Origin of the sequence: Methylomonas koyamae (assembly GCF_006483455.1) — a bacterium.
GTDB lineage: Bacteria > Pseudomonadota > Gammaproteobacteria > Methylococcales > Methylomonadaceae > Methylomonas > Methylomonas koyamae_B.
The window spans coordinates 29,884-53,367 of the sequence record NZ_PPPU01000008.1 but is presented as its reverse complement, the minus strand read 5'-3'; the positions used below and the strand labels follow the sequence as shown (position 1 = coordinate 53,367).

21 protein-coding genes are annotated in these 23,484 nt (G+C 58.4%); all 21 read left to right on the top strand.

Annotated elements, in window-relative coordinates; all coding sequences use genetic code 11:
- Positions 1-2: 2 nt before the first annotated feature.
- The 21 genes from pseI to C2U68_RS04640 all read left to right on the top strand — a co-directional run bounded on the left by pseI (position 3) and on the right by C2U68_RS04640 (position 23,389).
- Positions 3-1,046, top strand: a complete 1,044-nt coding sequence (pseI, locus tag C2U68_RS04740; protein ID WP_140911367.1) for a pseudaminic acid synthase — start codon at positions 3-5, stop codon at positions 1,044-1,046.
- A 3-nt stretch (positions 1,047-1,049) separates the two neighbouring features.
- Entirely contained in the window at positions 1,050-2,120 is a 1,071-nt protein-coding gene (locus C2U68_RS04735; protein ID WP_140911366.1) for a FemAB family protein, read from the top strand.
- 132 nt (positions 2,121-2,252) lie between these two features.
- On the top strand, positions 2,253-3,149 hold the full coding sequence (locus tag C2U68_RS04730; protein WP_140911365.1) for a glycosyltransferase family 2 protein: 897 nt from the start codon (positions 2,253-2,255) through the stop codon (positions 3,147-3,149).
- A 1-nt stretch (position 3,150) separates the two neighbouring features.
- The gene (locus C2U68_RS04725) at positions 3,151-4,023 is read left to right on the top strand and encodes a class I SAM-dependent methyltransferase (RefSeq protein WP_140911364.1); all 873 of its coding nucleotides are present in this window, start codon (positions 3,151-3,153) and stop codon (positions 4,021-4,023) included.
- Between the two features lie 42 nt (positions 4,024-4,065).
- Positions 4,066-5,847 carry an ATP-binding cassette domain-containing protein gene (locus tag C2U68_RS04720; protein WP_140911363.1) on the top strand — a complete coding sequence of 594 codons (1,782 nt, stop codon included), beginning with the start codon at positions 4,066-4,068 and terminating at the stop codon, positions 5,845-5,847.
- A gap of 153 nt (positions 5,848-6,000) precedes the next feature.
- Positions 6,001-6,780 carry a glucose-1-phosphate cytidylyltransferase gene (gene rfbF, locus C2U68_RS04715; RefSeq protein WP_140911362.1) on the top strand — a complete coding sequence of 260 codons (780 nt, stop codon included), beginning with the start codon at positions 6,001-6,003 and terminating at the stop codon, positions 6,778-6,780.
- Positions 6,770-7,846 (top strand): CDP-glucose 4,6-dehydratase, encoded by a 1,077-nt coding sequence (gene rfbG, locus C2U68_RS04710; protein WP_140911361.1) that lies wholly within the window; start codon positions 6,770-6,772, stop codon positions 7,844-7,846. Before rfbF ends, rfbG begins: the two co-directional genes overlap by 11 nt.
- Positions 7,833-8,393: a dTDP-4-dehydrorhamnose 3,5-epimerase gene (gene rfbC, locus C2U68_RS04705; RefSeq protein ID WP_186289497.1), complete on the top strand. Its 561-nt coding sequence runs from the start codon at positions 7,833-7,835 to the stop codon at positions 8,391-8,393. Before rfbG ends, rfbC begins: the two co-directional genes overlap by 14 nt.
- Positions 8,390-9,616, top strand: a complete 1,227-nt coding sequence (locus C2U68_RS04700) for a class I SAM-dependent methyltransferase (RefSeq protein WP_140911359.1) — start codon at positions 8,390-8,392, stop codon at positions 9,614-9,616. Before rfbC ends, C2U68_RS04700 begins: the two co-directional genes overlap by 4 nt.
- On the top strand, positions 9,616-10,524 hold the full coding sequence (locus tag C2U68_RS04695; protein ID WP_140911358.1) for an NAD-dependent epimerase/dehydratase family protein: 909 nt from the start codon (positions 9,616-9,618) through the stop codon (positions 10,522-10,524). Before C2U68_RS04700 ends, C2U68_RS04695 begins: the two co-directional genes overlap by 1 nt.
- Entirely contained in the window at positions 10,521-11,306 is a 786-nt protein-coding gene (locus tag C2U68_RS04690) for a cephalosporin hydroxylase family protein (protein WP_222101865.1), read from the top strand. The genes C2U68_RS04695 and C2U68_RS04690 overlap by 4 nt, the downstream gene beginning before the upstream one ends.
- A 15-nt stretch (positions 11,307-11,321) precedes the next feature.
- Positions 11,322-12,407 (top strand): acyltransferase family protein, encoded by a 1,086-nt coding sequence (locus tag C2U68_RS04685; protein WP_140911357.1) that lies wholly within the window; start codon positions 11,322-11,324, stop codon positions 12,405-12,407.
- Complete coding sequence (gene wecB / locus C2U68_RS04680; RefSeq protein ID WP_140911356.1) at positions 12,407-13,561, top strand: non-hydrolyzing UDP-N-acetylglucosamine 2-epimerase; 1,155 nt, start codon at positions 12,407-12,409, stop codon at positions 13,559-13,561. Before C2U68_RS04685 ends, wecB begins: the two co-directional genes overlap by 1 nt.
- Before the next feature lie 12 nt (positions 13,562-13,573).
- Positions 13,574-14,824, top strand: a complete 1,251-nt coding sequence (locus C2U68_RS04675; RefSeq protein WP_140911355.1) for a glycosyltransferase — start codon at positions 13,574-13,576, stop codon at positions 14,822-14,824.
- Positions 14,817-15,938 (top strand): polysaccharide pyruvyl transferase family protein, encoded by a 1,122-nt coding sequence (locus tag C2U68_RS04670; RefSeq protein WP_186289496.1) that lies wholly within the window; start codon positions 14,817-14,819, stop codon positions 15,936-15,938. The genes C2U68_RS04675 and C2U68_RS04670 overlap by 8 nt, the downstream gene beginning before the upstream one ends.
- Complete coding sequence (locus tag C2U68_RS04665) at positions 15,935-17,335, top strand: hypothetical protein (protein ID WP_140911353.1); 1,401 nt, start codon at positions 15,935-15,937, stop codon at positions 17,333-17,335. Before C2U68_RS04670 ends, C2U68_RS04665 begins: the two co-directional genes overlap by 4 nt.
- Positions 17,332-18,231, top strand: a complete 900-nt coding sequence (locus C2U68_RS04660; protein WP_140911352.1) for a class I SAM-dependent methyltransferase — start codon at positions 17,332-17,334, stop codon at positions 18,229-18,231. The genes C2U68_RS04665 and C2U68_RS04660 overlap by 4 nt, the downstream gene beginning before the upstream one ends.
- Before the next feature lie 109 nt (positions 18,232-18,340).
- Positions 18,341-19,144 carry a class I SAM-dependent methyltransferase gene (locus tag C2U68_RS04655; protein WP_140911351.1) on the top strand — a complete coding sequence of 268 codons (804 nt, stop codon included), beginning with the start codon at positions 18,341-18,343 and terminating at the stop codon, positions 19,142-19,144.
- A complete protein-coding gene (locus tag C2U68_RS04650) occupies positions 19,131-20,294 on the top strand; it encodes a glycosyltransferase family 4 protein (RefSeq protein ID WP_140911350.1) in 1,164 nt (387 codons plus the stop codon). Before C2U68_RS04655 ends, C2U68_RS04650 begins: the two co-directional genes overlap by 14 nt.
- Before the next feature lie 3 nt (positions 20,295-20,297).
- Positions 20,298-22,253: an asparagine synthase (glutamine-hydrolyzing) gene (asnB, locus tag C2U68_RS04645; protein WP_140911349.1), complete on the top strand. Its 1,956-nt coding sequence runs from the start codon at positions 20,298-20,300 to the stop codon at positions 22,251-22,253.
- Positions 22,250-23,389, top strand: a complete 1,140-nt coding sequence (locus tag C2U68_RS04640) for a glycosyltransferase family 4 protein (protein ID WP_140911348.1) — start codon at positions 22,250-22,252, stop codon at positions 23,387-23,389. The genes asnB and C2U68_RS04640 overlap by 4 nt, the downstream gene beginning before the upstream one ends.
- Positions 23,390-23,484 lie beyond the last annotated feature (95 nt).

The following is a 23,484-nucleotide window of genomic DNA, read 5'->3' as shown; positions in this document are numbered from 1 at the left end:
CCATGCATATCGGAAACAGGCCTATCGGGCCTTCCCACCAACCTTTCGTGATTGCCGAAATGTCCGGCAACCATAACCAGTCGCTCGAGCGCGCATTGCAGATCGTCGAAGCGGCGGCGCGTTCCGGTGCGCACGCGCTGAAGATCCAAACCTATACAGCCGATACCATGACGTTGGATTTGGATCAGGGCGAGTTTTTTATTTCGGACGACAAGTCGTTATGGCAGGGTACGTCACTCTATAAACTTTATCAGCAAGCTCACACGCCTTGGGAATGGCATAAGCCCATCTTCGACCGTTGCCGTGAATTGGGGATGATCGGTTTTTCGACACCATTCGATTCGACCTCGGTCGATTTTTTGGAGACGTTGGATGTCCCTTGCTACAAAATCGCCTCGTTCGAAAATATCGATCTGCCGTTGATACGCAAAGTGGCCGCAACCGGCAAGCCGATGATCGTTTCCACCGGCATGGCCAGCGTAGCCGAACTGGACGATACGGTGCGCGCCGCGCGCGCAGCCGGCTGCAACGACATCGTGTTGTTGAAATGCACCAGTTCCTATCCCGCCACGCCGAAGAACACCAACATCCGCACCATTCCGCACCTGCGTGAACTGTTCGGCTGCGAAGTGGGTTTGTCCGACCATACCATGGGTACCGGCGTCGCGGTGGCCAGCGTGGCGTTGGGCGCCAGTGTCATCGAAAAGCACTTTACGCTGTGTCGCGCCGACGGCGGCGTCGATAGTGCATTTTCGCTGGAGCCCGCGGAAATGGAGGCATTGGTGGTCGAAACCGAGCGCGCCTGGCAGGCCTTGGGCGAAATCAGCTACGGCGTAACCGACGCCGAAAAAAAATCGCTGCAATTTCGGCGTTCGATTTATATCGCCCGCGACGTCGTTGCCGGCGAAGTTTTGACCAGCGAGAATTTGCGCTGCGTCAGGCCCGGTCTGGGATTGCCGCCCAAGTACTACGAAACCTTGCTGGGGCGCAAGGTCAACCGGGATGTGAAAATGGGGACGCCGATGTCCTGGGATTTGCTCGGCTGAGTAATGGCGGAAATCGAACAACCTTGGTTGGATCGTTTAACTTTCGATCTCGATGAAGCTTTGGCGGCGGCGAATTTGCCGGCCCGGCCGTATTCAGAAAATCCAGGCAATTGGTGTAACGCGGCCGTGCGTGCCGAATATCTGCCGGTGGCCTATAGCAGGGCCATGATCGACTACCAGTTGGCATATTGGCGCGGCAGCGGACAACCGCTATTCGACCTATCCCTCGTGCTTTACCAGGACAAGTATCCCTGCGGTATCTGGCCGTTGAGCTTTGTCGTTGCCGATGGCGTGCGTCTCGGTAGCAACGGCGATGCGCTGTTGCCGCCGCTGTTCGTTGCCGGGCTGACGCCAAACGTCAGAAAAAAGCTGTTGCAAAGTTGCCTGGATTTCGTCGATACGCTGGCGAGGAAATTTGATATCGGCCAATGGCAGTCGCTGGCTGCATTCGAAAATCAGTCCAGTGTCAGCGAATGGCAGCACTTGGCTTTGTGCCGCGGTGCCACCGTTACCTGCAGCTACGAATTGTTTATCGATTTACATCGTTCCGTTGCCGAGATTAAGTCCGGCTTTCGCAAGAGTTACCGGCCGTTGGTGTCGTTGGGTGCCAAACTGTGGCAGATTGCGGTTCTTGACGGCCGCGACGATCGGGTCTGGGACGAATTCAAAAATCTGCATCGTGAGGTCGCCGGCAGGGTGACGCGCAGCGACGACAGTTGGCGCTTGCAGCACGCAGCCGTCGCGTCCGGCGATGCGTTTCTGGTGTACCTGCGCGACGGCGCGCAACGCATGGTCGGCGGCGGCTTTTTTCAGGTGACCCGCGACGAAGCCGTATACGCGGTGGCTGCCTACGATAGGGCGCTATTCGACAAACCTTTGGGGCATGCCGTGCAATACCGGGCCATAGAAGAAATGAAAAGCCGAGGCGTCCGTTGGTACAAAATCGGCGCCCGGCCCTATCCCGGCGATCAGCCGCCGCCCAGCGAAAAGGAACTGCGGATCGCCGAATTCAAACAGGGATTTGCCTCGCATATTTTCCCGTGCTATCGCTTGACCGCCAGCCTATGCCATTGATTTCTGAGTCCTGGAACCTGTTCTGCGAACAAACAGCCGTCTATCGTCTTTCCGTATGCACTCGATAACATTCAGCCCATTCCCTGACAAAAACAGCGGCCGCAGATTTTCGAGCCGGCAAGGAGCTTGTTGATGGCAAATGTTTCCATTGGCATCGTCTCTTATAACCGGCCGGAGTTGCTGAAACGGGCCATCGAATCGGCGACCTCGCAAACCTACCGCGACGTGGAAATTGTCATTAGCGACAACGGCAGTACCGATCCGTTGGTCAGGCAAATTATCGAAGAATTTGCCGCTAACGACCCGCGCATCAAGTGCCTGTTCCATCGGGTCAACCAAGGGGCGTTTTTTAATTTCCGGGCGGCCTTGAATGCCGCCACCGGCCGCTATTTCATCTGGCTGGCCGACGACGATTATTGGTGCGCAGAGTATTTGGAAAATATAGTGGCCACAGCCGAACAAAGCGGGGCGGCTTTGACCTATGGCCGTTGCGAGATAGTCGATGTCGACTTAGCTGGCGATGACCGAGTGGTGAAGGAAATGAAAACGGCATTGGGCAGACTGGCCGCGATGACCAATTTCGTTCGTCTCGACACCGACGCCGTCTTTTATGGCCTGTTTCCTACCGCATTGGGCCGGAAATTGGCCGGGTTGTTACGCTTTTGGCGGATACCGCCGAAGCTGGCCGTGGCTTGGCCGTTTCTTGAATATAATTTCGTCAGTTACGCCTTTATTTTCGGCCTGTTGAGCTCGGGCGGATATTGCAACGCCAGTAGCGAAAATACCGTACATTTCGTCGGCGGCCGATCGCCTTTTCCGCATTCGCCGAGTTTGGGTTGGCGCCATCTGCTGCTGTTTCTAATGTACGTCTCGGTTCACCTGCAAATGGAGAGCCGGTTTGCCTATGCCGCGTATGCGGCCGCCAGTTGGCCGGGTGTGATGTTCTCGCCGGTTGCGGTGGGTTATTTGTTTTGCCGCCGGCTCGGCATGATTTTGAGTCAAAGATTAAACACACTGAGAAAGGTCTGAAATGAGCGTAAAAACCAAATTCAAGGATTGGCTGTATACAAACTATCCGGGGTCGAAGCAAAAAGTGGAAAACTTTTTTGCCGATGCACCACTCTTGCGGAGATTGTTGCGCGTCGGCTTTACCCCGACTTTTCAGGGTTGGGGTATGTCGACCTTTACCCATACGCCGTGGGGCAGTGCGACCGATCTGGGCGACATAGAACAGGCTTTCAACGAAACCTGCGGCCAGTTAACCGAACTGGTTAAAAACGACGGATTCAAACTGACCCAATTCAAGCCGGCCGAACGGTTGAGCATGTTGAATTCGTTGATGTGGCGGCATTACATCGTCTTCTGGAGCGCCACTTTTGCCGCCAAATACGCGCCGCGCGGGACGCATAATTTTGTCGAATGCGGAGTTTGCGACGGTCTGACTTCATTTTTTGCATTGAGTGCCGCATCCGGCTGCGGTAACGATTGGGGCGCTTATTTGTACGATGCTTGGGAGGCGATGCGCGGGGATTTGCTGTTGGATAGCGAGAAAGCCAATCAGGGGGAATACGGCTACCTGAATGTCGATGTCACTCGGGCCAATCTGGCCAAGTTTGGCGATAGGGTTCGCTTCAACAAGGGTTATATCCCCGAATCGTTTGCCCAATCGGAAAATCCCGAGGCGATTGTGTGGATACATATCGATTTGAATTCCGCGACGCCGACCATTGCCGCGCTCGACTTTTTTTGGCCGCGCATGGTTTCGGGCGGGGTGGTGTTGTTCGACGATTATGCCTGGGCCGGTTACGAAGATACCCGCAATTTAATCCTGCAATGGTTGAAAGGCAAGGAAGGCACGCTGCTGCCGTTGCCTACCGGGCAAGCGTTGATCTTTAAACGCTAATCGAGGAAGCGAGCCGATGGGCTGTCGTTTTAAGGAGCAAAAATGCGCTTTTTGATGCTGGTTTTCAGAATCATTCCGGAAGATTGGCATCGGCGGTTTTTTGGTCTGGTCGCGTTGTATCTGTTGTTGGGCGTGTTCGAGATGCTTGGCGTAGCCTCGATCATGCCGTTTGTCGCCCTGTTGTCCGATCCGGCGGCACTGGCCAAGTCCTCGACCGGCCAGTTGTTCGCGCTGGTCAGTCCCGTACCGTTGGAGCAGATACCGGTACACGTGGTGGGTCTGGTCGTACTGTTTTTGTTCGTGTTCGGCAATCTGCTCGGCCTAGCGTCGATGTGGTTGTCGATCCGGTTTTCGGCGCAGTTGGGTGTCAGATTGGCCGGCGAATTATCGCTGAGCTTTTTCGCCAGGGGCTTGCCGTTTTTGCGGTCGCAGAACCCGACGATTCATGCCAATTACGTGGTCAGAGAAATCGATAGAGCGGTGTCGGGCGGCATCCTGCAATTGTGCCTGATCGTCAGTAAAACCTTTCAGGTTGCCTTGGTCGTTGTGCTGCTGGCTTTGGTCTCGCCGTTGTTTTCCGCGGTTTTCGGGTTAGCGGCCATCATCATGTACTCGTTGTTCTTTCGCGTGTTGCGAAAGAAAATGGCCGGAGCCGGCGAGGCGATTTTGCACGCTACCGGAAATGCCACCCGCGCGGCCACCGATCTGTTCGCTTCCGCTAAGGAGGTGTTGGTACGCGGCAATCTGAACTACTTTGTTGACGGCGTTTGCGGTTGGTTGGATGAGTACCATCATGCCGATCAGGTTTCCAGGGTTTATCCGATGGTTCCCAAATACCTGATAGAACTGCTGGCATTTTCGATGTTGCTGTCCTTGCCGATCTACCGTTCCTGGAGCGGCGGCGAATACCTTTCGCTGGTACCGTTCATCGCCTTGTTCGCTTACGCCGGCTACCGTCTGCTGCCGAATTTGCAGCAGGTTTACGCCAGTCTGAGTATTCTGAAATTCAATGCCGCTGCGGTCGAATATCTCGGCCAATGTCTGGCGGAAGCCAGGGCGCGGACGGCGGGTGTCACCAGGATAGAGCACTTCGGCCGGAGCATCGTCTTCGAAAATGTGGCCTATACCTATCCGGGCAGCGATAGCCCGGCGCTTGCCGGCGTGTCGTTGCAAATCGCTGTTGGCGAAAAGGTGGCGATTGTCGGTGTTTCCGGGAGCGGCAAAACCACCATGCTCGATTTGATCCTGGGTTTGGTGCCGGCTGCAAGCGGAACGATCGCGATCGACGGGATCGAACTTGCCGATCAACGATTGTCATGGGCGACCGAATTGGTCGGCTACGCGCCGCAAGCGCCGCTGATCTTGGGTGCCTCGGTTGCCGAGAATATCGCGTTCGGCATTCCGGCCGATGCCATCGATCAACGGCGCTGCCGTGAGGTCGCCGATTTTGCATTGGCCGGCGACGTGGTCGGCAATTTGCCGCGCGGTATGGCTACGGTCCTGGGCGGAGACGGCGTGGCGCTTTCCGGCGGCGAAGCCCAGCGTATATCGATCGCCCGCGCCTTGTACCACGACCCGCAAATCGTTGTGCTCGACGAGCCGTCCAGCGCCTTGGACCCGGTATTGTCGGCTCGCCTGTTCGAAAAATTGTGCGCGACCGATTTTCAGAAAACAGTGGTCGCGGTGACTCATAACTGGGACGTTCTGCCTGGGTTCGACAAGATTGTCTTGATGGACGCCGGCCGCTTGGCCGCGATCGGCAGCTATGCCGAGGTGGCGCCGCTGGTCGAGGAACTGCGCAAGCGCGAGCCGGCCGAAGGTTGACCGACCTGGGAATCCACAAATTTCGCAGGTGAAAGCCGGCGGCCTATCGTGTATCATCCACCGTTTTTTCTTTAGCTCGCTCGCGTTGAAAAATAAAATGGTGCGTCCGTTACAGCCCCGCCGATTGGCTGCCGACCTTTTTAAAGTTGATTCATGAAAGCAGTCATTCTGGCCGGCGGGCTCGGTACCCGCATCAGCGAAGAAACCGTTTCCCGCCCCAAACCGATGATCGAAATCGGCGGCAAGCCGATTCTGTGGCACATCATGAAGATATACTCCGCGCATGGGATTAACGAGTTTATCGTGTGCTGCGGTTACAAGGGATATGTCATCAAGGAGTATTTTGCCAATTATTTTCTGCATATGTCGGACGTCACCTTCGACATGCAAAAAAACCAAATGGAAGTCCACCACCGCTACGCCGAACCTTGGCGGGTGACACTGGTCGACACCGGCGACGACACTATGACCGGCGGCCGCCTGAAACGGGTCGCCGCCTATCTGCAAAACGAAACGGCATTTTGTTTCACCTACGGCGACGGCGTGGCCGATGTCGATATTTCCGCTGCGATTCGTTTTCATCAAGACCATGGCAAGTTGGCCACCGTCACCGCGGTCCAGCCTGCCGGGCGCTACGGCGCCTTGGATTTGGCCGGAACCCGGGTCAAAGGCTTCATGGAAAAACCGAAAGGCGACGGCGGCTGGATCAACGGCGGTTTCTTCGTGTTATCTCCCGAGTGCGTGGAATACATCGACGGCGATGCAACCCACTGGGAGGCCGAGCCATTGACCCGTTTGGCACAGCAAAGCCAACTGATGGCGTTCGAACACGCCGGCTTTTGGCAACCGATGGATACGCTACGCGACAAGAATCAGCTCGAGGAGTTGTGGCAATCCGGGGCCGCACCGTGGAAGGTTTGGCATGAATCCTGAATTCTGGCAAGGCAAGCGGGTGTTCGTCACCGGCCATACCGGTTTCAAAGGTTCCTGGTTGACGATGCTGTTGCATTCGTTGGGGGCGACGGTTTATGGCTATGCCTTGCCTCCGGCCACTGCACCGGCGCTGTTTGTCGAGGCCGGCGTGGAATCGCTGCTCGCCGCGCATGTATTGGGGGATATTCGCGATTTACCTGCTTTGGCGACCGCGCTGGACCAGGCCCGGCCCGATATCGTCTTGCATCTGGCGGCCCAACCCTTGGTACGCTATTCCTATCGCGAGCCGGTCGAGACTTTTCAGGTCAACGTGCTGGGAACGGTAAATTTAATGGAGGCGGTGCGTCGGCAAAGCACGGTCCGCGCCGTTGTCAACGTGACCACCGACAAGTGTTACGAAAATCGCGAGTGGCTGTGGCCCTACCGCGAGAACGAAGCCATGGGCGGCCGCGATCCTTATTCGGCCAGCAAAGGCTGCGCGGAATTGGTGACGGCGGCTTACCGGGCGTCGTTTCTGGCGCAGGCTGGTGTGCATTTGGCGTCGGCCCGTGCCGGCAACGTGATCGGCGGCGGCGATTGGGCGGAAGACCGTTTGCTTCCGGACGCGCTGCGTGCATTGGACCGCGGCGAAGAATTGGTGATTCGGGCACCGAATGCGACGCGGCCCTGGCAACATGTGTTGGAACCGCTATCCGGTTATTTGGCGTTGGCCGAGCATTTATTCGAGCATGGCGAGGCGTTCGCCGAGGGCTGGAATTTCGGACCGCACGAACAGGACGCCAAGCCTGTGGCCTGGGTGCTGGGCGAATTGGCGAAGCGCTTCCCGACTCTGAATTGGCGCTCAGAACCCAGCGATCTGCACGAAGCGCATTTTCTGAGCCTGGACAGCAGCAAAGCCCGGCAGCGTTTGGCTTGGCAACCGCGCTGGCGTTTGCAGATTGCCATCGAAAGAACTGCCGCCTGGCACCGAGCTTGGCGCAACGGCGAGGACATGGCCGAGTTCAGCGCCGGACAAATTCGGGACTACCGGCAAGCGCCGCATGGAGACGGTCTTGGCGCAATTTGAAGTCGTCGCGACGCCTTTGGCCGGATTGAAATTGATTCGGCGGCGCTGTTCGGAAGATAGCCGAGGTTATTTTTCCCGGTTTTTCTGCGCGGACGAATTAAACGCTGCCGGCTTTTCCGAACCGATCGTTCAGATCAACCAGACGCTGACTCGCCGCCGCGGTACGGTCAGGGGCCTGCATTTCCAGTATCCACCCCACGCCGAGACCAAACTGGTCAGTTGCCTGGGCGGGCGGATATTCGATGTCGCAGTCGATTTGCGCAGCGGTTCGCCGACCTTTCTACACTGGTACGGCGTGGAGTTGTCAGCTAATAACCGCGAGTCGCTGCTGATTCCGCAAGGTTTCGCCCACGGTTTCCAGACTTTGGAGGACGACTGCGAATTGTTGTATTTGCATAGCACCGCCTATGCGCCGAGTGCGGAAGGCGCGTTGCATGCGTTGGAGCCGAGAGTGGCTATCGACTGGCCGTTGGCGATTACCGAAATGTCCGAGCGCGACCGGCAACACTCAAACCTACCATCCGATTTTCAAGGTATCGAGCTATGAAATGCCGTCATTGCGGTTCCGAACTCTCTCTGCCGCTGATCGATCTGGGCAGTGCGCCGCCTTCGAATTCCTATCTGACCGCCGAAACCTTGCATGCGCCGGAACGCTGGTACCCGTTGCGGGTACTGGTCTGTCAACAGTGCTGGTTGGTACAGACCGAGGACTATGCCCATTGCGCCGAATTTTTTTCGGCCGATTACGCCTATTTCAGCTCGTTCTCGTCGACCTGGCTGCAGCACGCCGAAAATTACGTCGCGGCGATGGTCCGGCGTTTCGGTCTGGATGCAGGGTCGTTGGTGGTGGAAGTGGCCTCGAACGATGGTTATTTGTTGCAATATGTGCAGGCACGCGGTATTGGCGCCCTGGGTATCGAGCCGACTGCGAGCACTGCGCAAGCTGCCCGCGATAAGGGCTTGCGAATAGTAGAGGCGTTTTTCGGCGCGCAATTGGCCGAGCGGCTGGTTGCGGAAGGCGTCCGGGCCGATTTGATGGCCGCGAACAATGTGCTGGCGCATGTCCCCGACATTAACGATTTCGTCCGCGGCTTCGCGGTGTTGCTGAAGCCGGTCGGGGTTGCGACCTTCGAGTTCCCGCACTTGCTGAATCTGATCGAAAGCAACCAGTTCGATACGATTTACCACGAGCACTTTTCCTACCTGTCGCTGACCGCCGTGCAGCGCATATTCGCGGAAAACGGTTTGACGGTATTCGATGTCGAGGAATTACCGACCCATGGCGGCAGCTTGCGGGTGTTTGTTCAGCGCACCGCCGACGGCGCACAGCCGGTCGAGCCAGCCGTGGCCGAGTTGTTGCGGCGCGAGGTTCAGGCCGGCATGGCCGGGGTGGCTTTTTACGCCGGATTCCAGAAGCGGGCCGATGCGTTGAAGAACGATCTGCTAAGCTTTTTGCTGGACGCCGCCCGCAACGGCAAGAAAGTCGCGGCTTACGGCGCAGCGGCCAAAGGCAACACCTTGCTCAATTACGCCGGCGTGCGGCCTGATCTGATTGCCTATGTCGTCGACCGCAATCCGGCCAAGAAAGGCAAATGGCTGCCCGGCAGTCGGATACCGATTGTGGATGAGCAGCATTTGCAACGCGACAAGCCCGATTATGTGCTGATATTGCCGTGGAATTTGCAGCGCGAAGTTGTTGCGCAACTCGATTACCTGCGGGATTGGGGCGGCCGTTTCGCCATTGCCGTGCCGGAGTTAACGGTCCTCTAATGCGAATCGCGGTTACTGGGGCCGACGGCTTCATTGGCCGTTATCTGTTGTCGATCCTGCTGGCGCAGGGCCATCAGGTGGCTGCCGTTTCCAGGCGTTCCGATCATGCGCCGCAGCCCGGCCTGACCTGGTTACCGGCCGATTTGTTGGATGTCGGCCAAGCCAGGCAGGCGATGGCTCAAGCCGAAGCCGAGTGCTTGATTCATTTGGCCTGGTTCGTCGAGCACGGCCGGTTCTGGACCGCAGCCGAAAATTTTGCCTGGTGCGATGCCACGGCGAATTTGCTGGCGGCATTTAAAGAATTTGGCGGTAAGCGGGCGGTGATTGCCGGGACCTGCGCCGAGTACGACTGGAATTACGGCTATTGCGTCGAAGGCAAAACGCCAACTGCGCCGGTAACGCTGTACGGCAAGTGTAAGGATGCCACCCGGCAATTTACCGAAGGTTTTTGCCGCGACAACGGCATTGACTGGGTGTGGGGGCGGATTTTTACGCCGTACGGGCCGGGCGAACCGACGGCGCGATTCGTGCCGTCGGTGCTCTCGGCCATGGCCCGGGGCGAAGTTTTAAAGTGCAGCCACGGCCGGCAGTTTCGCGATTTTCTGCACGCCAGCGATGTCGCATCGGCTTTCGCCCATTTGGCGGCAAACACGTCGGCGACCGGCGCGTTTAACATCGCCTCGGGCGAACCGATGCGGCTGGCGGACATCGTGGCGATCTGCGCCGGTTTGTTCGAAGCCGTGCCGGCTGTCGAATTCGGCGCCGTGCCGGTCGCCGAATACGATCCGCTGCTGCTGGTCGGCTGCGCGGACAAGCTGGCTGCAACCGGTTGGGCCGCACGGATATCGATCCGCGACGGCCTTGCCGATTACCGAATTAAAATTAACGAATTGAAGGGGAGTGAATGATGGATCCGGTAACACAGTTTGCGCATGAAAGAGAGTCTATCCGCCAGGCTTTCGCGGCAAACAATGCGGGCGAACAGCTGACACGCGCCTGGATGAATTTCGCTCAAGCCGGCAAATATTCTTACCAGTTCGATTGGATGGGGCGGCCGATCATTCAATACCCGCAGGACATCGTGGCGATGCAGGAGCTGATTTGGTCGGTGAAGCCAGACCTGATCGTCGAGACCGGTATCGCTCACGGCGGATCCTTGATTTTCAGCGCATCGATGCTGGCGTTGCTGGACATGGCCGAAGCGATCGAAGCCGGCGAGCAGACGCTGAATCTGCGCGATTTCCGCCGTAAAGTGATCGGCATCGATATCGATATTCGCGCCCATAACCGGGCGGCGATCGAAGCCCACCCGATGAGCTCGCGGATCGAAATGATCCAGGGCTCCAGCATCGCCCCGGAGACCGTGGCCGAGGTCAAAGCGCGCGCGGAGGGTTCGCAGCGGATTCTGGTGTGCCTCGATTCCAACCACACCCACGAGCACGTGCTGGCCGAGCTGGAAGCCTACGCGCCGCTGACGACGGTAGGCAGTTACTGCGTGGTGTTCGATACCATGGTCGAAGACATGCCGGCCGATCTGTTCCCGGACCGTCCCTGGGGGCCGGGCGACAATCCGAAAACCGCGGTCAGACAATATTTGCAGTCGCATCCCGAATTTGAGATCGACAAAAGCCTGGACCATAAACTGCAGATTTCGGTGGCCCCTGACGGCTTTTTGAAACGCCTACGCTAAGCGCCGGCCTTGCCGATGCTCCGTTTTCCTGGTCTTTCTGTGCCGATTGCCCACGCTGTTGTCGCCAATGCCGGTTTTGCCGGCGGTCCGGCTGCCGTGGCGCAACGCGGCGAACGTATCGCAACTCTGGATTTTTTTCGCGGCATTGCCATTTTGATGGTGATTTGCGGCCATTTTCTGCCGCAGCGCTTGGTCTTCGGAGATTTAGCTGCATCGTTTGCCACGATGGGCAGGGGCGGCGTGATTGTGTTTTTTTTGCTCAGCGGATACTTGATATTCAAGAGTTTACAGAGCTGCAATATCGGCCCCTTTCTATGCCGGAGGTTTTTCAAAATTTTTCCGGCGTATTGGTTGAACCTGCTGGTGTTTTTCGTTGCCGGCCAACTGGGTTTCGGTTTGGCAAGTCACTCCAATGCGACCTACCTGGCGAATTTTACGATGCTGTCCGACCTGTTCAGGTTACCCAATGTCAGCAACGTATATTGGACCCTGTTGATCGAAGTGAAGTTTTACCTGTTTATCGCTTTGTATTCTCATTTCTTAAAGAATCGTTTCGTTTTGGCGGTACCGGTATTGTTTACTCTGGCTAATGCTGCGATGTTTTTACTTAGGGGCCAGGCCAGCCAGTTGTTGACGTATTTTCCGGTTTTCTTTGTCGGTATTCAGGTGTTTTTGGCGGAGAAATCGGATTGGGCAGGGGGAAGCCTGTTAAGGTTGGCTTTGATCGCCTTGTTGGCCGGACTTAACGTTGCCTTGTTCGACGGCATCTATCCGCTTTGGTCGATGGCCTATATTCTCGGCGGCGCTGCGGCGATGGCCGGACTGTTGCAATTCGGATTCTCGATGGCTTTGCTGGCGTTTTTCGGCAAGGTCTCCTATAGCAATTACTTGTACCACACGCTGGTCGGATACTCGTTGCTCGATTGGATCGGCCGCCAGCAGACCTTCGCCGGCAATCTGATAGCTATTGTGGGCGCGGCAGTGCTGTCGACCTGGGTGGCTTATCTGAGCTACATATTGGTCGAGTTGCCGGCGGTACGGTTTTGTAAAACCCATGAGCTACGGTTTCTGGGGCGGCTCTCCAGGGTTTGGACACGGTAATGGCAGCGGGAAAAACGGTTTTGGTGGTTTTGGGAACCCGGCCGGAGGCGATCAAGCTATCGCCTTTGGTTTTGGCCGGCAAAAACCGGAGCCAATTCGATTTTCTGGTCTGCAACACCGGCCAGCATCGGCAGATGTCGGATCAGGTGTTGGAGTTGTTCGGCTTGCATGCCGATTTCGATTTGGACATCATGCGTGCCGAACAAACCCTGACCGGTATCACCGTCGATATCCTGACGCGGATGCAGGATTGTCTGGACCGCTGCCGGCCGGATTGGGTCGTGGTGCAGGGCGATACGACGACCAGTTTTGCCGCGGCACTCGCGGCTTTTTACCGGAAGGTACCGGTAGCCCATGTCGAAGCCGGCTTACGAACCGGCAATATCTATGCGCCGTGGCCGGAGGAGATGAATCGACGGTTGGTATCCGAATTGGCGACGCTGCATTTCCCGCCGACCCGGTCCGCCGCGGAAAACCTGCTGGCCGAAGGGATTCCGCCGGACAGAATGTTGGTGACCGGAAATACCGGCATCGACGCTTTGAAGGGCCTGGTCAAGCGCTTGACGGACGACGCGATGTTGCAGGACAGGGCGGCGAAATCATTGAACGCGGCCGGTTTGAAAGCCGTGAGCTTGTCTGAGCGCCGGCCTTACGTACTGGTCACCTGCCACCGGCGGGAGAGTTTCGGCGCCGGCCTGGAGGCGATCTGCTCGGCGATATTGCAGCTTGCCGGCCATTTTCCCGGTTACGATTTTATTTACCCGGTGCACCCGAACCCACGGGTCAGGGAAACGGTAAACAGGCTGCTGGGAAGCGGTATCGCCAACGTTCAATTGATCGAGCCTTTGGAATATTTGCCGTTCGTCAGCCTGATGGCGGACGCCGAACTGATTTTGACCGATTCCGGCGGCGTGCAGGAAGAGGCGCCGAGTCTGGGTAAACGCGTCGTGGTTTTGCGAGACGAGACCGAGCGGACCGAGGGCCTCGACACCGGTCTGATTCGCTTGGCCGGAACCAATCCCGATAAAATAACCGCTTCTACGATAGACGCCTTGGAAGGCCGTTGGCCGCTGGCGGATAGCGCCGATGTTTACGGCGACGGACTGGCGTCGGAACGGATTATCGATACCATCGCCGCCCATTCCCCGGTTTGACCGCGCCTTACCATGAAACTACTTGCCGTATCCTACGTGCTGCCGCCCAATCTCTATTCGCAGGCCATCCAAATCGGCCGTCTGCTTTACCACGCCCGGCTGCCGATAGCCGCCGTCACGGGGCAGGTGGAGGCCTTGGCGAACGGGCTGGATGCGTATCCCGATTTCGACAGCCGCTTACTGTTTAGATTGCCGGTGGCGTACCGTGCGCCCTTCTCCGGCCTGTGGCATCGAATTGCGGCGAATCTGCTGCCCTTTTACGCGCGGGCCCCCGACGAATTCCTGGGCTGGGTGCCGCTGGCCGAGCGTGCCGTGGTCGAGCGTTTGGCGCAGGGCGATTTTGCGGCGGACGCATTGCTGAGCTTCGGCGAGCCGATGTCGGACCATCTGCTCGGCCTGCGTTTGAAACGCCGCTACGGTTTGCCGTGGGTGGCGCATTTCAGCGATCCCTGGGCGGATAACCCGTTCCGGCGCCGGTTTTTCCTGGCGAACATCCGTAACCGCCAATTGGAACGCGAAGTGGTTGCCGCCGCCGACCGCATCATTTTTACCTCGCAGGAAACCGTGGATTTGGTGATGGCCAAATATCCCGCGGCGTGGCGAGAGAAGACCCGGGTCCTGCCGCACGGTTTCGAGCCCGGCGCTTACGGCGACTCGCCACGCGATCCGGATGCGCCGCTGTTGATCCGTTATTTGGGGAATTTCTACGGCCACCGGTCGCCGCAGCCGTTGTTCGAGGCTTTGGCGGCCATTCTGCGCGAGCGGCCGGACGAACTGTGCGGCGTCCGCATCGAATTGGTCGGCGGAGTGCCGCCCAGGATGCTGACATCGGCGGCCTACCGGTCCTTGCCGGACGGATTGGTAACCGTGGTGCCTACCGTCGATTATTCGGCCTCGCTGGCATTGATGAAGCAAGCCGATTTGTTATTGGTGATCGATGCGCCGGACGACCTAAGCGTGTTTCTGCCCGGGAAGCTGGTCGATTATTTGGGCGCCGGCGTGCCGATTTTCGGCATCGTACCGCCCGGCGCATCGGCGCAGTTAATTGCCAAGCTCGGCGGTGTCGTCGCCAATCCGCGCCGACCGGCCGAAATCGCCGAGTCTCTGCGGCAGGTTTTGCACACTAGTCGCGAGCGCAGGGCGGCGGGAATTACGTCGGCCTGGGGTGATCCGCAAGTGCGCGCGGCTTACAGCGCCGATGCGGTGGCGGAACGGTTCCGTTCTATTCTCGGCGAACTGGCCGGCAGCGCTGCGGATGGGTAAGGTTTTTCTCTACGGCTATTACGGCTTCGGCAACGTCGGCGACGATTTGCTGTTGGCGGCGATTTTGCGGCGCTTGCGCTCGGCGGCGCCGGATTCGAGTTTTGTCGTGCGCAGCCTGCATCCGGTAGCCGACTTGCAAAGCGAAAACGTCGAATTCAGCTGCCAGGAGCGGATTCTGTTGCAGCCGAATCTGCCGAAGTGGCGGCGCCTGCTCGACTATCTGGCGGTCAATTGGCGGTCGCTGGCCGGTTGCCGGGCCATGGTTTTCGGTGGCGGTACGCTGTTTCACGCCCGCGGCGGCGCGTTGACCAATCTGGTGTTGATTTTCCTGGCCGTCGTTCAAGCCCGGCTCAGAGGCGCCCGAGTGTTTGTGCTGGGGGCCGGCGTCGCCGAAATGCCCGGCATTTCGGCCAGATTGTTAATGGCGGCGATCCTGGCGCTGAGCGATGATTTTGCCGTGCGCGACGCCTCGTCGTGGCGCCATTGCCGGCAGGTGATCGGCGGCAATCGCGTCAGGCGTACGGCGGATCTGGTGTTCTCATTGCAGTTGCCGACGGTGCCGACAACCTCGGCCGGCAAAACGGTCGGCGTCACGTTGGCGGCCAGCGATATCGGCGCCGCGACCGACGCGTATCCGCAGTTTTTTAGCGCTCTTGCCGCGGATTTGGCGGAATTACGCGACAAGGGTTGGTCGGTCCGGCTGTTGTCGTTTCAAGAGCTGGACGATCCGCAGGCCGGCGTGTCCGATACCAAATTGCTGCAGGCCGTCGGTATCGCCGGCGAGCGCGTCGAACTGCTCCGGGTTTCGTCGGACCCGGATGCATTGTGCCGGCAATTCGCCGAACTCGATATCGTTGTCGGGATGCGGTTTCACGGTCTGGTCATGGCGGCTTTGCTGGGCCTGCCGTTTGTCGGGATTGGCCGCGACAGCAAGCTGTCGGATTTTTGCCTGGATGCCGGTATGCCGTTCCTTTCGCTTTCCGAGGCGCGGACAGGGGTGATCGCCGAAACGATAGAGGGAGCAGCCGGCCGAATGGTCGATGGCGCCAATCTTGCCTCCTGGCAAGCCTTGTCTGCGGAAAATTTCGGCCCAATCGAGGAATACTTGAAATGAGGGTGATTTTGCACGGGTTCGGCTCGTTCCCGATTCTGTTTTACCACGTGGTCGAATATGCCAGACGCCGCTATCCGGAACTGGAATGGGCGATGATCTTGTCGTCGCCGCACCACGAGGCCTTGATGGTATCGCTGCTCGGCCGGGACAATGTCCTAGTATTGAATGCCAACGACGCCACTTGCACTACTGAAGAGAAAAATTGGCTGTATCCGGGCAGCCTGCACCGCGATATAGACAGCGAAAAACGCAATTTCAAATTCGCCCGCTCGCAGCTCCAACTGCAACGGGCGATGAACTTGTACCGCGGTGCCAGAGGGTTCATGGCGCGCTTCGCGCCGAGCCATGCTTTGGTGTCTCAGGTGGAAGGTCTGGACGGCAAGGTGTTTCTGGCGTGCGCCAAACAGATGGGCATACCGGTCGTCGTGCCGACTCATTGCCGCAATTTGGGCGGAATATTTTTTTCGCCGGATGATAGTGAATCCTTGCCGCCGTATGCGAATGCGGGCGATTCGACTGCCAGGCAGTCCGGCGAACGATTTCTCCGAGAGTTCCGGGAAGCGCCAAAAGCGCCGGCTGTCGGCCAGGCTGTAGCGGAAGACAAGATTCTGCCAACGTTCCAAAAGCCATTGTTGCAGCGTGTGGGCTTGGCGTTACAACGCCGGTTCGACGCCAGGGAAAGCTTCGAATGGGATTACCTGCGTGCGGCGTTTTTGAATAACCTGCCTTGGCTGCGGGACGCTGTTTGGAATTTGCGGCGCTGGAAAAACCAAGGGCTATGCGACATTACCGGTTTGGAACAGCTCCCGGAAAAATTCGTGTTTTATCCGTTGCAGTATTCGCCCGAGTCTTCGATCAATACCCCGGCGCCGTATTTCGTCGATCAGATGCGGGCAATCGATGCGATTCGGCATGCGTTGCCCAGCGACGTGGTTTTAGTGATCAAAGAACACCCGGCCTGCATACTGCTGCGAAGCGGCAGTTTCGTCCGCGAGTTGCTGCATAAATCCGGTGTCGTGGTGGCCCATTACGCGATGCCGTCGGCGGAAATCGTAAAACGGGCGCGGATCACGATCTCAGTGACCGGCACCGCCACCTTCGAAGCCTATCTGCTGGGCCGGCCGTCGATTACCTTGGGCAACGCCTTTTTTTCCGAGGCTTTGGGCGGCGTCTGCAATCTCCGCGATTTACGCGCCAAAATTGCCGAGAAATTGGATGGCAAAGTCGACGACGCCGAGATTATCGATTTTCTGGCCCGCGTGTTTTCGGTACGCAAGGACATCGTGTTCGGTTCGCCGGGCATGGCCGGCGAACCGGTGTTACGCGAGGGCAATGTAACTGCGTTTGCCGAGGGCTTCATCCAACATTGCCGTGCTATCGACGGAGTGGGCAAATGAATACGGTGCCGCAACAAGCCCATGTCTGCCCGATTTGCGCTGCCGAGCAGTCCAGGCCGATACCGTTCCGCGACCCCGATTCCGGGCTGCGGGTGTTGAAAACCGCCGGTTACCATTGGCGTTTATGCGGCACTTGCGGCAATGCCTTCCCGACGCAGACGGTGTCGTTGGCGGAACTGCAGCAATATTGGGATCGCAACCGGGTAATCGATGATACGCCTGCCGCCGAGGCCGAGGCTGTCTGGCAAGGCCGTTGGCAGGCCAGCCAAGTTTGGGCGCAGCGGACTTACGACTTTGTCGCGCCGTTTTTACGGCCGGATATGCAACATTTTCTCGATGTCGCTTGCGGGCTGGGCGCAACCGTCGCCCTGTTCCGCGATAAGGGTTGGCAGGCGGAAGGGGTCGATGCCGACCCGAACACGCGGCAATTCCACGAAAAAGCCGGAGTGTCGGTGACGATAGGGCAGGTGGAGAATTTGCAGCCGGGAGCTGCTTTCGATGTGGTTTCGATCGCGCATGCGATTTATTTCGTCAGCCGGCCGCGGCAGTTCGTGCAGCAGGTCGCGGCGATGCTGAAGCCCGACGGCCTGTTCGTCGTTATCGTCAGCGATTTGTTGTCGTCGTTTAGCGACAGTTGTCCGGGTTATGCGCACACCTGGTATCCGAGCGCCGATGCGCTGGTCTATCTGCTGGAGCAGGAAGGTTTCGTCGTGATTGCCCGCCGCCGATTGAAAGGCTCGATCATGATTTTGGCAAAACCCGGCCAAACCGTTGCGCCGCGGGCGTTTCCGCGCCGCGACTACTGGTTGCACATGAGCCAGGCCTGGCGCTTTAAATTGTTGGGTCGGCCTTACCGCTGCCTGGTAAACGGTTTAAAAAAACTGTTGCGGAAATAGTTTGGATTGCTTATGCGTAACGGCACTTCAGGCATCCGGCCAGAGGCCGGAAACGGCAAATTTGGGGTGCGGCTTGTCCGCACCGTTTTGAGAATAGGGGAGAACTGGCATGGGGCACGCGGCTGAGGTCGAGTCCGGAGAACGTTTTGAATTCGGCGAAAATTGGGCGCGTTTCTTGGCCGAGCTGTCGGATGAAAAAATCGCCGCGGCGGAGGCGTCGCTGAAACGGATGCTGGGCGTCGAGTCTTTGCAAGGCAAGACCTTTCTCGATGCGGGCTCCGGCAGCGGCTTGTTTTCGCTGGCGGCGGCGCGCCTGGGGGCAACGGTGCATTCCTTCGATTTCGATCCGAGTTCGGTTAAATGTACCGAACGGATCAAGCAGCTTAAATTCCCGGACTGCGAACGCTGGCGGATCGAGAGCGGATCGGTACTGGATCGAGCCTATGTCTCGGCATTAGGTGATTTCGATGTGGTCTATTCCTGGGGCGTGTTACACCATACCGGCGATATGGCTGCGGCATTTGCCAATATCTCCGCTTGCGTCAAACCGGGCGGTTTGCTGTTTATCGCGATCTACAACGACCAGGGCTGGATCAGCCGCTATTGGACCTGGGTCAAACGATTGTACAACCGCAGCAGGATTGCCAAACCGGTATTGATCGCATGCCATGCCCCTTACTTGCTGGGCCTGCGCTGGCTGGTGCGCGCTGCCAGCGGACGGCTGTCGATCGAGCGCGGCATGACGATCTGGTACGACATGATCGATTGGTTGGGCGGTTATCCGTTCGAAGTGGCCAAGCCGGAACAAGTCTTCGCTTATTTCCGCGATCGCGGTTTTACTTTGACCGAAATGACGACTTGCGGCGGCCGCATGGGCTGTAACGAATTTGTGTTCCGCCTTGCCAACCGCTAACGCCAATCGCATCGTCGTCGTCCACGTCATCACCGGCCTGAACGTCGGCGGTGCCGAGCGCATGCTGTGGAAGTTGCTGGCCCATGCCGACCGGGAGCGGTTCGACATGCGGGTAGTTTGCCTGATTGGCGACGGGCCGGTTGCGGACGATATCCGCGCCTTGGGCATACCGGTATTGTGTTTGGGCGCTCGGTCCCCGGTGAGCGGCTTGAAAGCCGTCGGCCGTTTGCGCAAATATTTGCTCGCGGCACGGCCGGATATTGTGCAAGGCTGGATGTACCACGGTAATTTTGCGGCCTGGGCGGGCCGTTTGCTGATCGGCCGGCGGGTACCGTTGATCTGGGGTGTACGGCAGAGTCTTTACGACATCAATAAAGAAAAGCCGGGTACCGCGAAAATCATCCGCTTGTGCGCCTGGTTGTCCAGAGCGGCGACTAAAATCCTGTACAACTCGCAAACCGCCAAACAGCACCACGAAAACATAGGTTATGCGCCGGAGCGCGGCGATTGGCTGCCGAACGGTTTCGACACCGACGTATTCCGGCCGGAGCCGGCGGCGCGGACTGCATTACGGGAAGAGCTCGGCTTGCAGCCGCAAGCGGCGTTGGTCGGCATGGTCGCCCGCTACGATCCGATGAAAGGCCATGCCAATTTTCTAAAGGCCGCCCAACTGTTGGCCGAGCGGCGCAACGATGTGCATTTCGTGTTGGCCGGGCGTGGGGTCGACTCGCAAAACCGCTTGTTTGTCGACGCCGAACGCAGTTCCGCTTTACAGGGGCGTTTGCATCTATTGGGTGAGCGCCAGGATATTGCAAGCATTACTGCCGCGCTGGATATCGCCGTCACGCCCTCGGTTTCGGAAGGCTTTGCCAACGCGATCGGCGAAGCAATGAGTTGCGCGGTCCCGTGCGTGGTGACCGATGTCGGCGATTCCGCGGCGGTTTTGGGCGACGGCGGCAGAGTCGTTGCCGCCGAAGATTCGCAGACGTTGGCGGCCGCAATCGGCGAACTGCTCGATTTGGCGCCCGAACGGCGACAGGCGATTGGTATGCAGGCCCGGCAGCGGGTGCTGGAGCAGTTTTCGATTCAAGCGGTGGCTCAGCGTTATCAAGATCTATACCGCAGTTTGGCTGCGGCCGAGGATGCTTAAGCGATGTGCGGCATAGCGGGTTTTTTCGGCATTGACCTGTCCGACCCGGAAGCGGTTCTGCAAGCGATGGGCGATGCGATTCGCAGTCGCGGCCCCGACGATAGCGGGATTTTCCGAAGTGCCGAGGACGGGATCGGCTTGGTGCACCGCCGGCTGGCCATCGTCGACCTGTCGCCGGCCGGGCATCAACCGATGCTGTCGTCCTGTCGGCGCTATGTCATCGTTTTCAACGGCGAAATTTACAACCATTCGGTGTTGCGCGAACAACTGGAGCGGGCCGGACAGGCGCCGGTTTGGCGCGGGCATTCCGACACCGAAACCTTATTGGCGGCCATCGCCGCCTGGGGTTTGCGCAAAGCGCTGGAGTCGGCGGTGGGTATGTTTGCGCTGGCTTTATGGAATCGGGAAAGGCGCGAGCTGTCGTTGGCGCGGGACCGCTTGGGTGAAAAGCCGTTGTATTACGGTCGGGTAACCGGCGGTTTGGCTTTTGCTTCGGAACTGAAAGCCTTGCGGGCAATTCCGGGCTTCGTTGACGAAATTGATCGTCAAGCCCTGGCGTTATACATGCGGCATAACTACGTTCCCGGCCCGTTCAGTATTTATAGCGGGATCAATAAGTTGGTTCCGGGCAGTTTGTTGACCTTCGACCGCAGCCAGATTGCATCGGGCAAGTTGCCGGAGCCCGATCTGTTCTGGTCCGCCGCCGCTGCGGCTAGAGACGGCTTGGCCGAGCCGTTTACGTTTAATTCCGCAGACGACGCGGCCGACGCGCTGGAACAACAGTTGCGCGAGGCCTTGCGCGGCCAGATGGTGGCCGATGTGCCATTGGGTGCATTTTTGTCGGGCGGTGTCGATTCGTCGACGATCGTCGCGTTGATGCAGGCCGAGGCGCGGGCTGCAGGTGCACCGCCGGTCAAGACTTTTACCATCGGCTTTGGCGAGGATGCATTCGACGAGGCCCGCTACGCAAAGGCGGTGGCCCGGCATTTGGGTACCGAGCATAGCGAACTTTATGTAACCTCCAACGATGCGTTGACCATCATTCCAGAGCTGCCGGCGATTTACGACGAACCGTTTGCCGATTCGTCGCAATTGCCGACATGCCTGGTTTCGCGCATGGCCCGGCAGCAGGTTACGGTAGCGTTGTCCGGCGACGGCGGCGACGAATTGTTCGGCGGCTACGGCCGCTACCGGATGGCGCAGCGGCTATTGGCCAAGCTGGCAGCGGTGCCTTTGCCGCTGCGCAATGCGCTAGCCGGGGTTTTACGCGGCGTACCGGTCAAAGGTTGGGACGCTCTGTACGCTGGTGTCCAGCCCTTGTTGCCGGCCGGCACGCGTAGCGGTTTCCCGGGGGACAAGATTCATAAAGGGGCTGGCTTGTTACATAGCGCCAATCCTGCCGAGTTGTACTTGAACCTGATCAGTCATTGGCAACCGGCCGATGTGGTGCTCGACGGCGACTCTGGAACTGCGTTGCTGAAAAGTTGGCCGGAATTGCCGGAGTTGCTCGAACAAATGATGTTGTTCGATAGTTGCAGTTATCTGCCGGACGACATTCTGGTCAAGGTCGACCGGGCGGCAATGAATGTCGGCCTGGAAACCCGGGTGCCGCTGCTCGACCATCGTTTGTTCGAGTTTGCCTGGAAATTGCCGCGGCAGATGAAGGTGCGCGACGGCGAAGCCAAATGGCTATTGCGCCGGGTGTTGTACCGGCATGTGCCGCGCGAGTTGATCGAACGGCCGAAAATGGGTTTTGCGGTACCGCTCGAAGAGTGGCTGCGCGGGCCGTTGCGCGACTGGGCCGAGGCCTTGCTTGACCGCTCGCGGCTCAGCCGCGACGGTTATTTCGATCCGGAGCCGATCAGGCGCAAATGGGCCGAGCATTTGTCCGGTCGGCGGAATTGGCGATTTTTGTTGTGGGATGTTTTGATGTTCAATGCCTGGCTCGATCAGCAATGAGTAACAAACTATTGGTGGTTTGCAACGACCTGGATTTTTTTCTGCTGCACCGGCTGCCGGAAACCAGCGGGGCGCTGAAACAGGGTTACGAAGTCCACGTTGCGACCCCGCCCGGGACGCGGGTTGCGGAAATCCGCGATCTCGGTTTTATCTATCACGAGCTGGTGCTGACCCGGAGCGGCCAAAACCCGATGGCGGAGCTGGCAGCGCTCCGGGCGATGTATGGCTTGTTCAAGCGGGTGCAACCCGATCTGGTTTACCTGATGACGGTAAAGCCGATTTTGTACGGTGGCATCGCCGCGCGCTTGGCCGGGGTCAAGGCCGTGGTTGCCGCAGTATTCGGTATGGGCTATCTGTTTACCGATACCCGGCTTAAAACCCGGATCCTCCGAACTTTGGTTTCCCGGCTCTACCGCGTGGCGCTGGGGCACCGGCGTATTCGCGTGATCTTTCAGAATCAGACCGATCGCGATCTGATGGTCGGGCTAGGTGTCGTGTTGCCGCAGAACACCGTATTGGTGCGCGGTTCCGGGGTCGACTTGCAGCGCTTCGCCGTTATCCCGGAGCCGGAAGGCCGGCCGGTCGTGTTGATGGCGGCGCGCTTGCTGTACGATAAAGGCGTGAGGGAATACGTCGAGGCCGCCCGCTTGTTGTGTGAACAGGGTGTCGACGCGCGCTTTGTGCTGGTCGGCGATCGGGACGACGGCAATCCTTCCAGTTTAAGCCGTCAGGAAGTCGAAGCCTTGCGTGCCGATCCGAATATCGAATTTCTCGGCTTTCAAAAAAATATGCCGCAATTATTGGCCGCTGCCAATATCGTGGTATTGCCCTCCTACCGCGAGGGCTTGCCCAGAGTCTTGGAAGAGGCGGCCGCCTGCGGGCGGGCGGTCATTACTACCGACGTGCCGGGTTGTCGGGATGCGATCGAAACCGATGTCAGCGGTTTGTTGGTACCGGTGAGAGATGCCGTTGCGCTGGCAGATGCGATTCGGCGTCTATTGGCCGATGGCGGTTTGCGGCGGGAGATGGGGCGGCGGGGCCGGCAACTGGCCGAACGACGCTATGCCGTCGCAGCTATCGTCGACGCTCATCTGGCGATTTACCGCGAATTAATCTCTGAAGCTGCCGACGTCTGATTATTCGGTGCCGCTTTAAATCCCGCACTGAACGAGCGGACGACGGTGATTTTCGTAGTGGCCTGATTTTGCCCGAAATTTTGCTAAAATGGCCG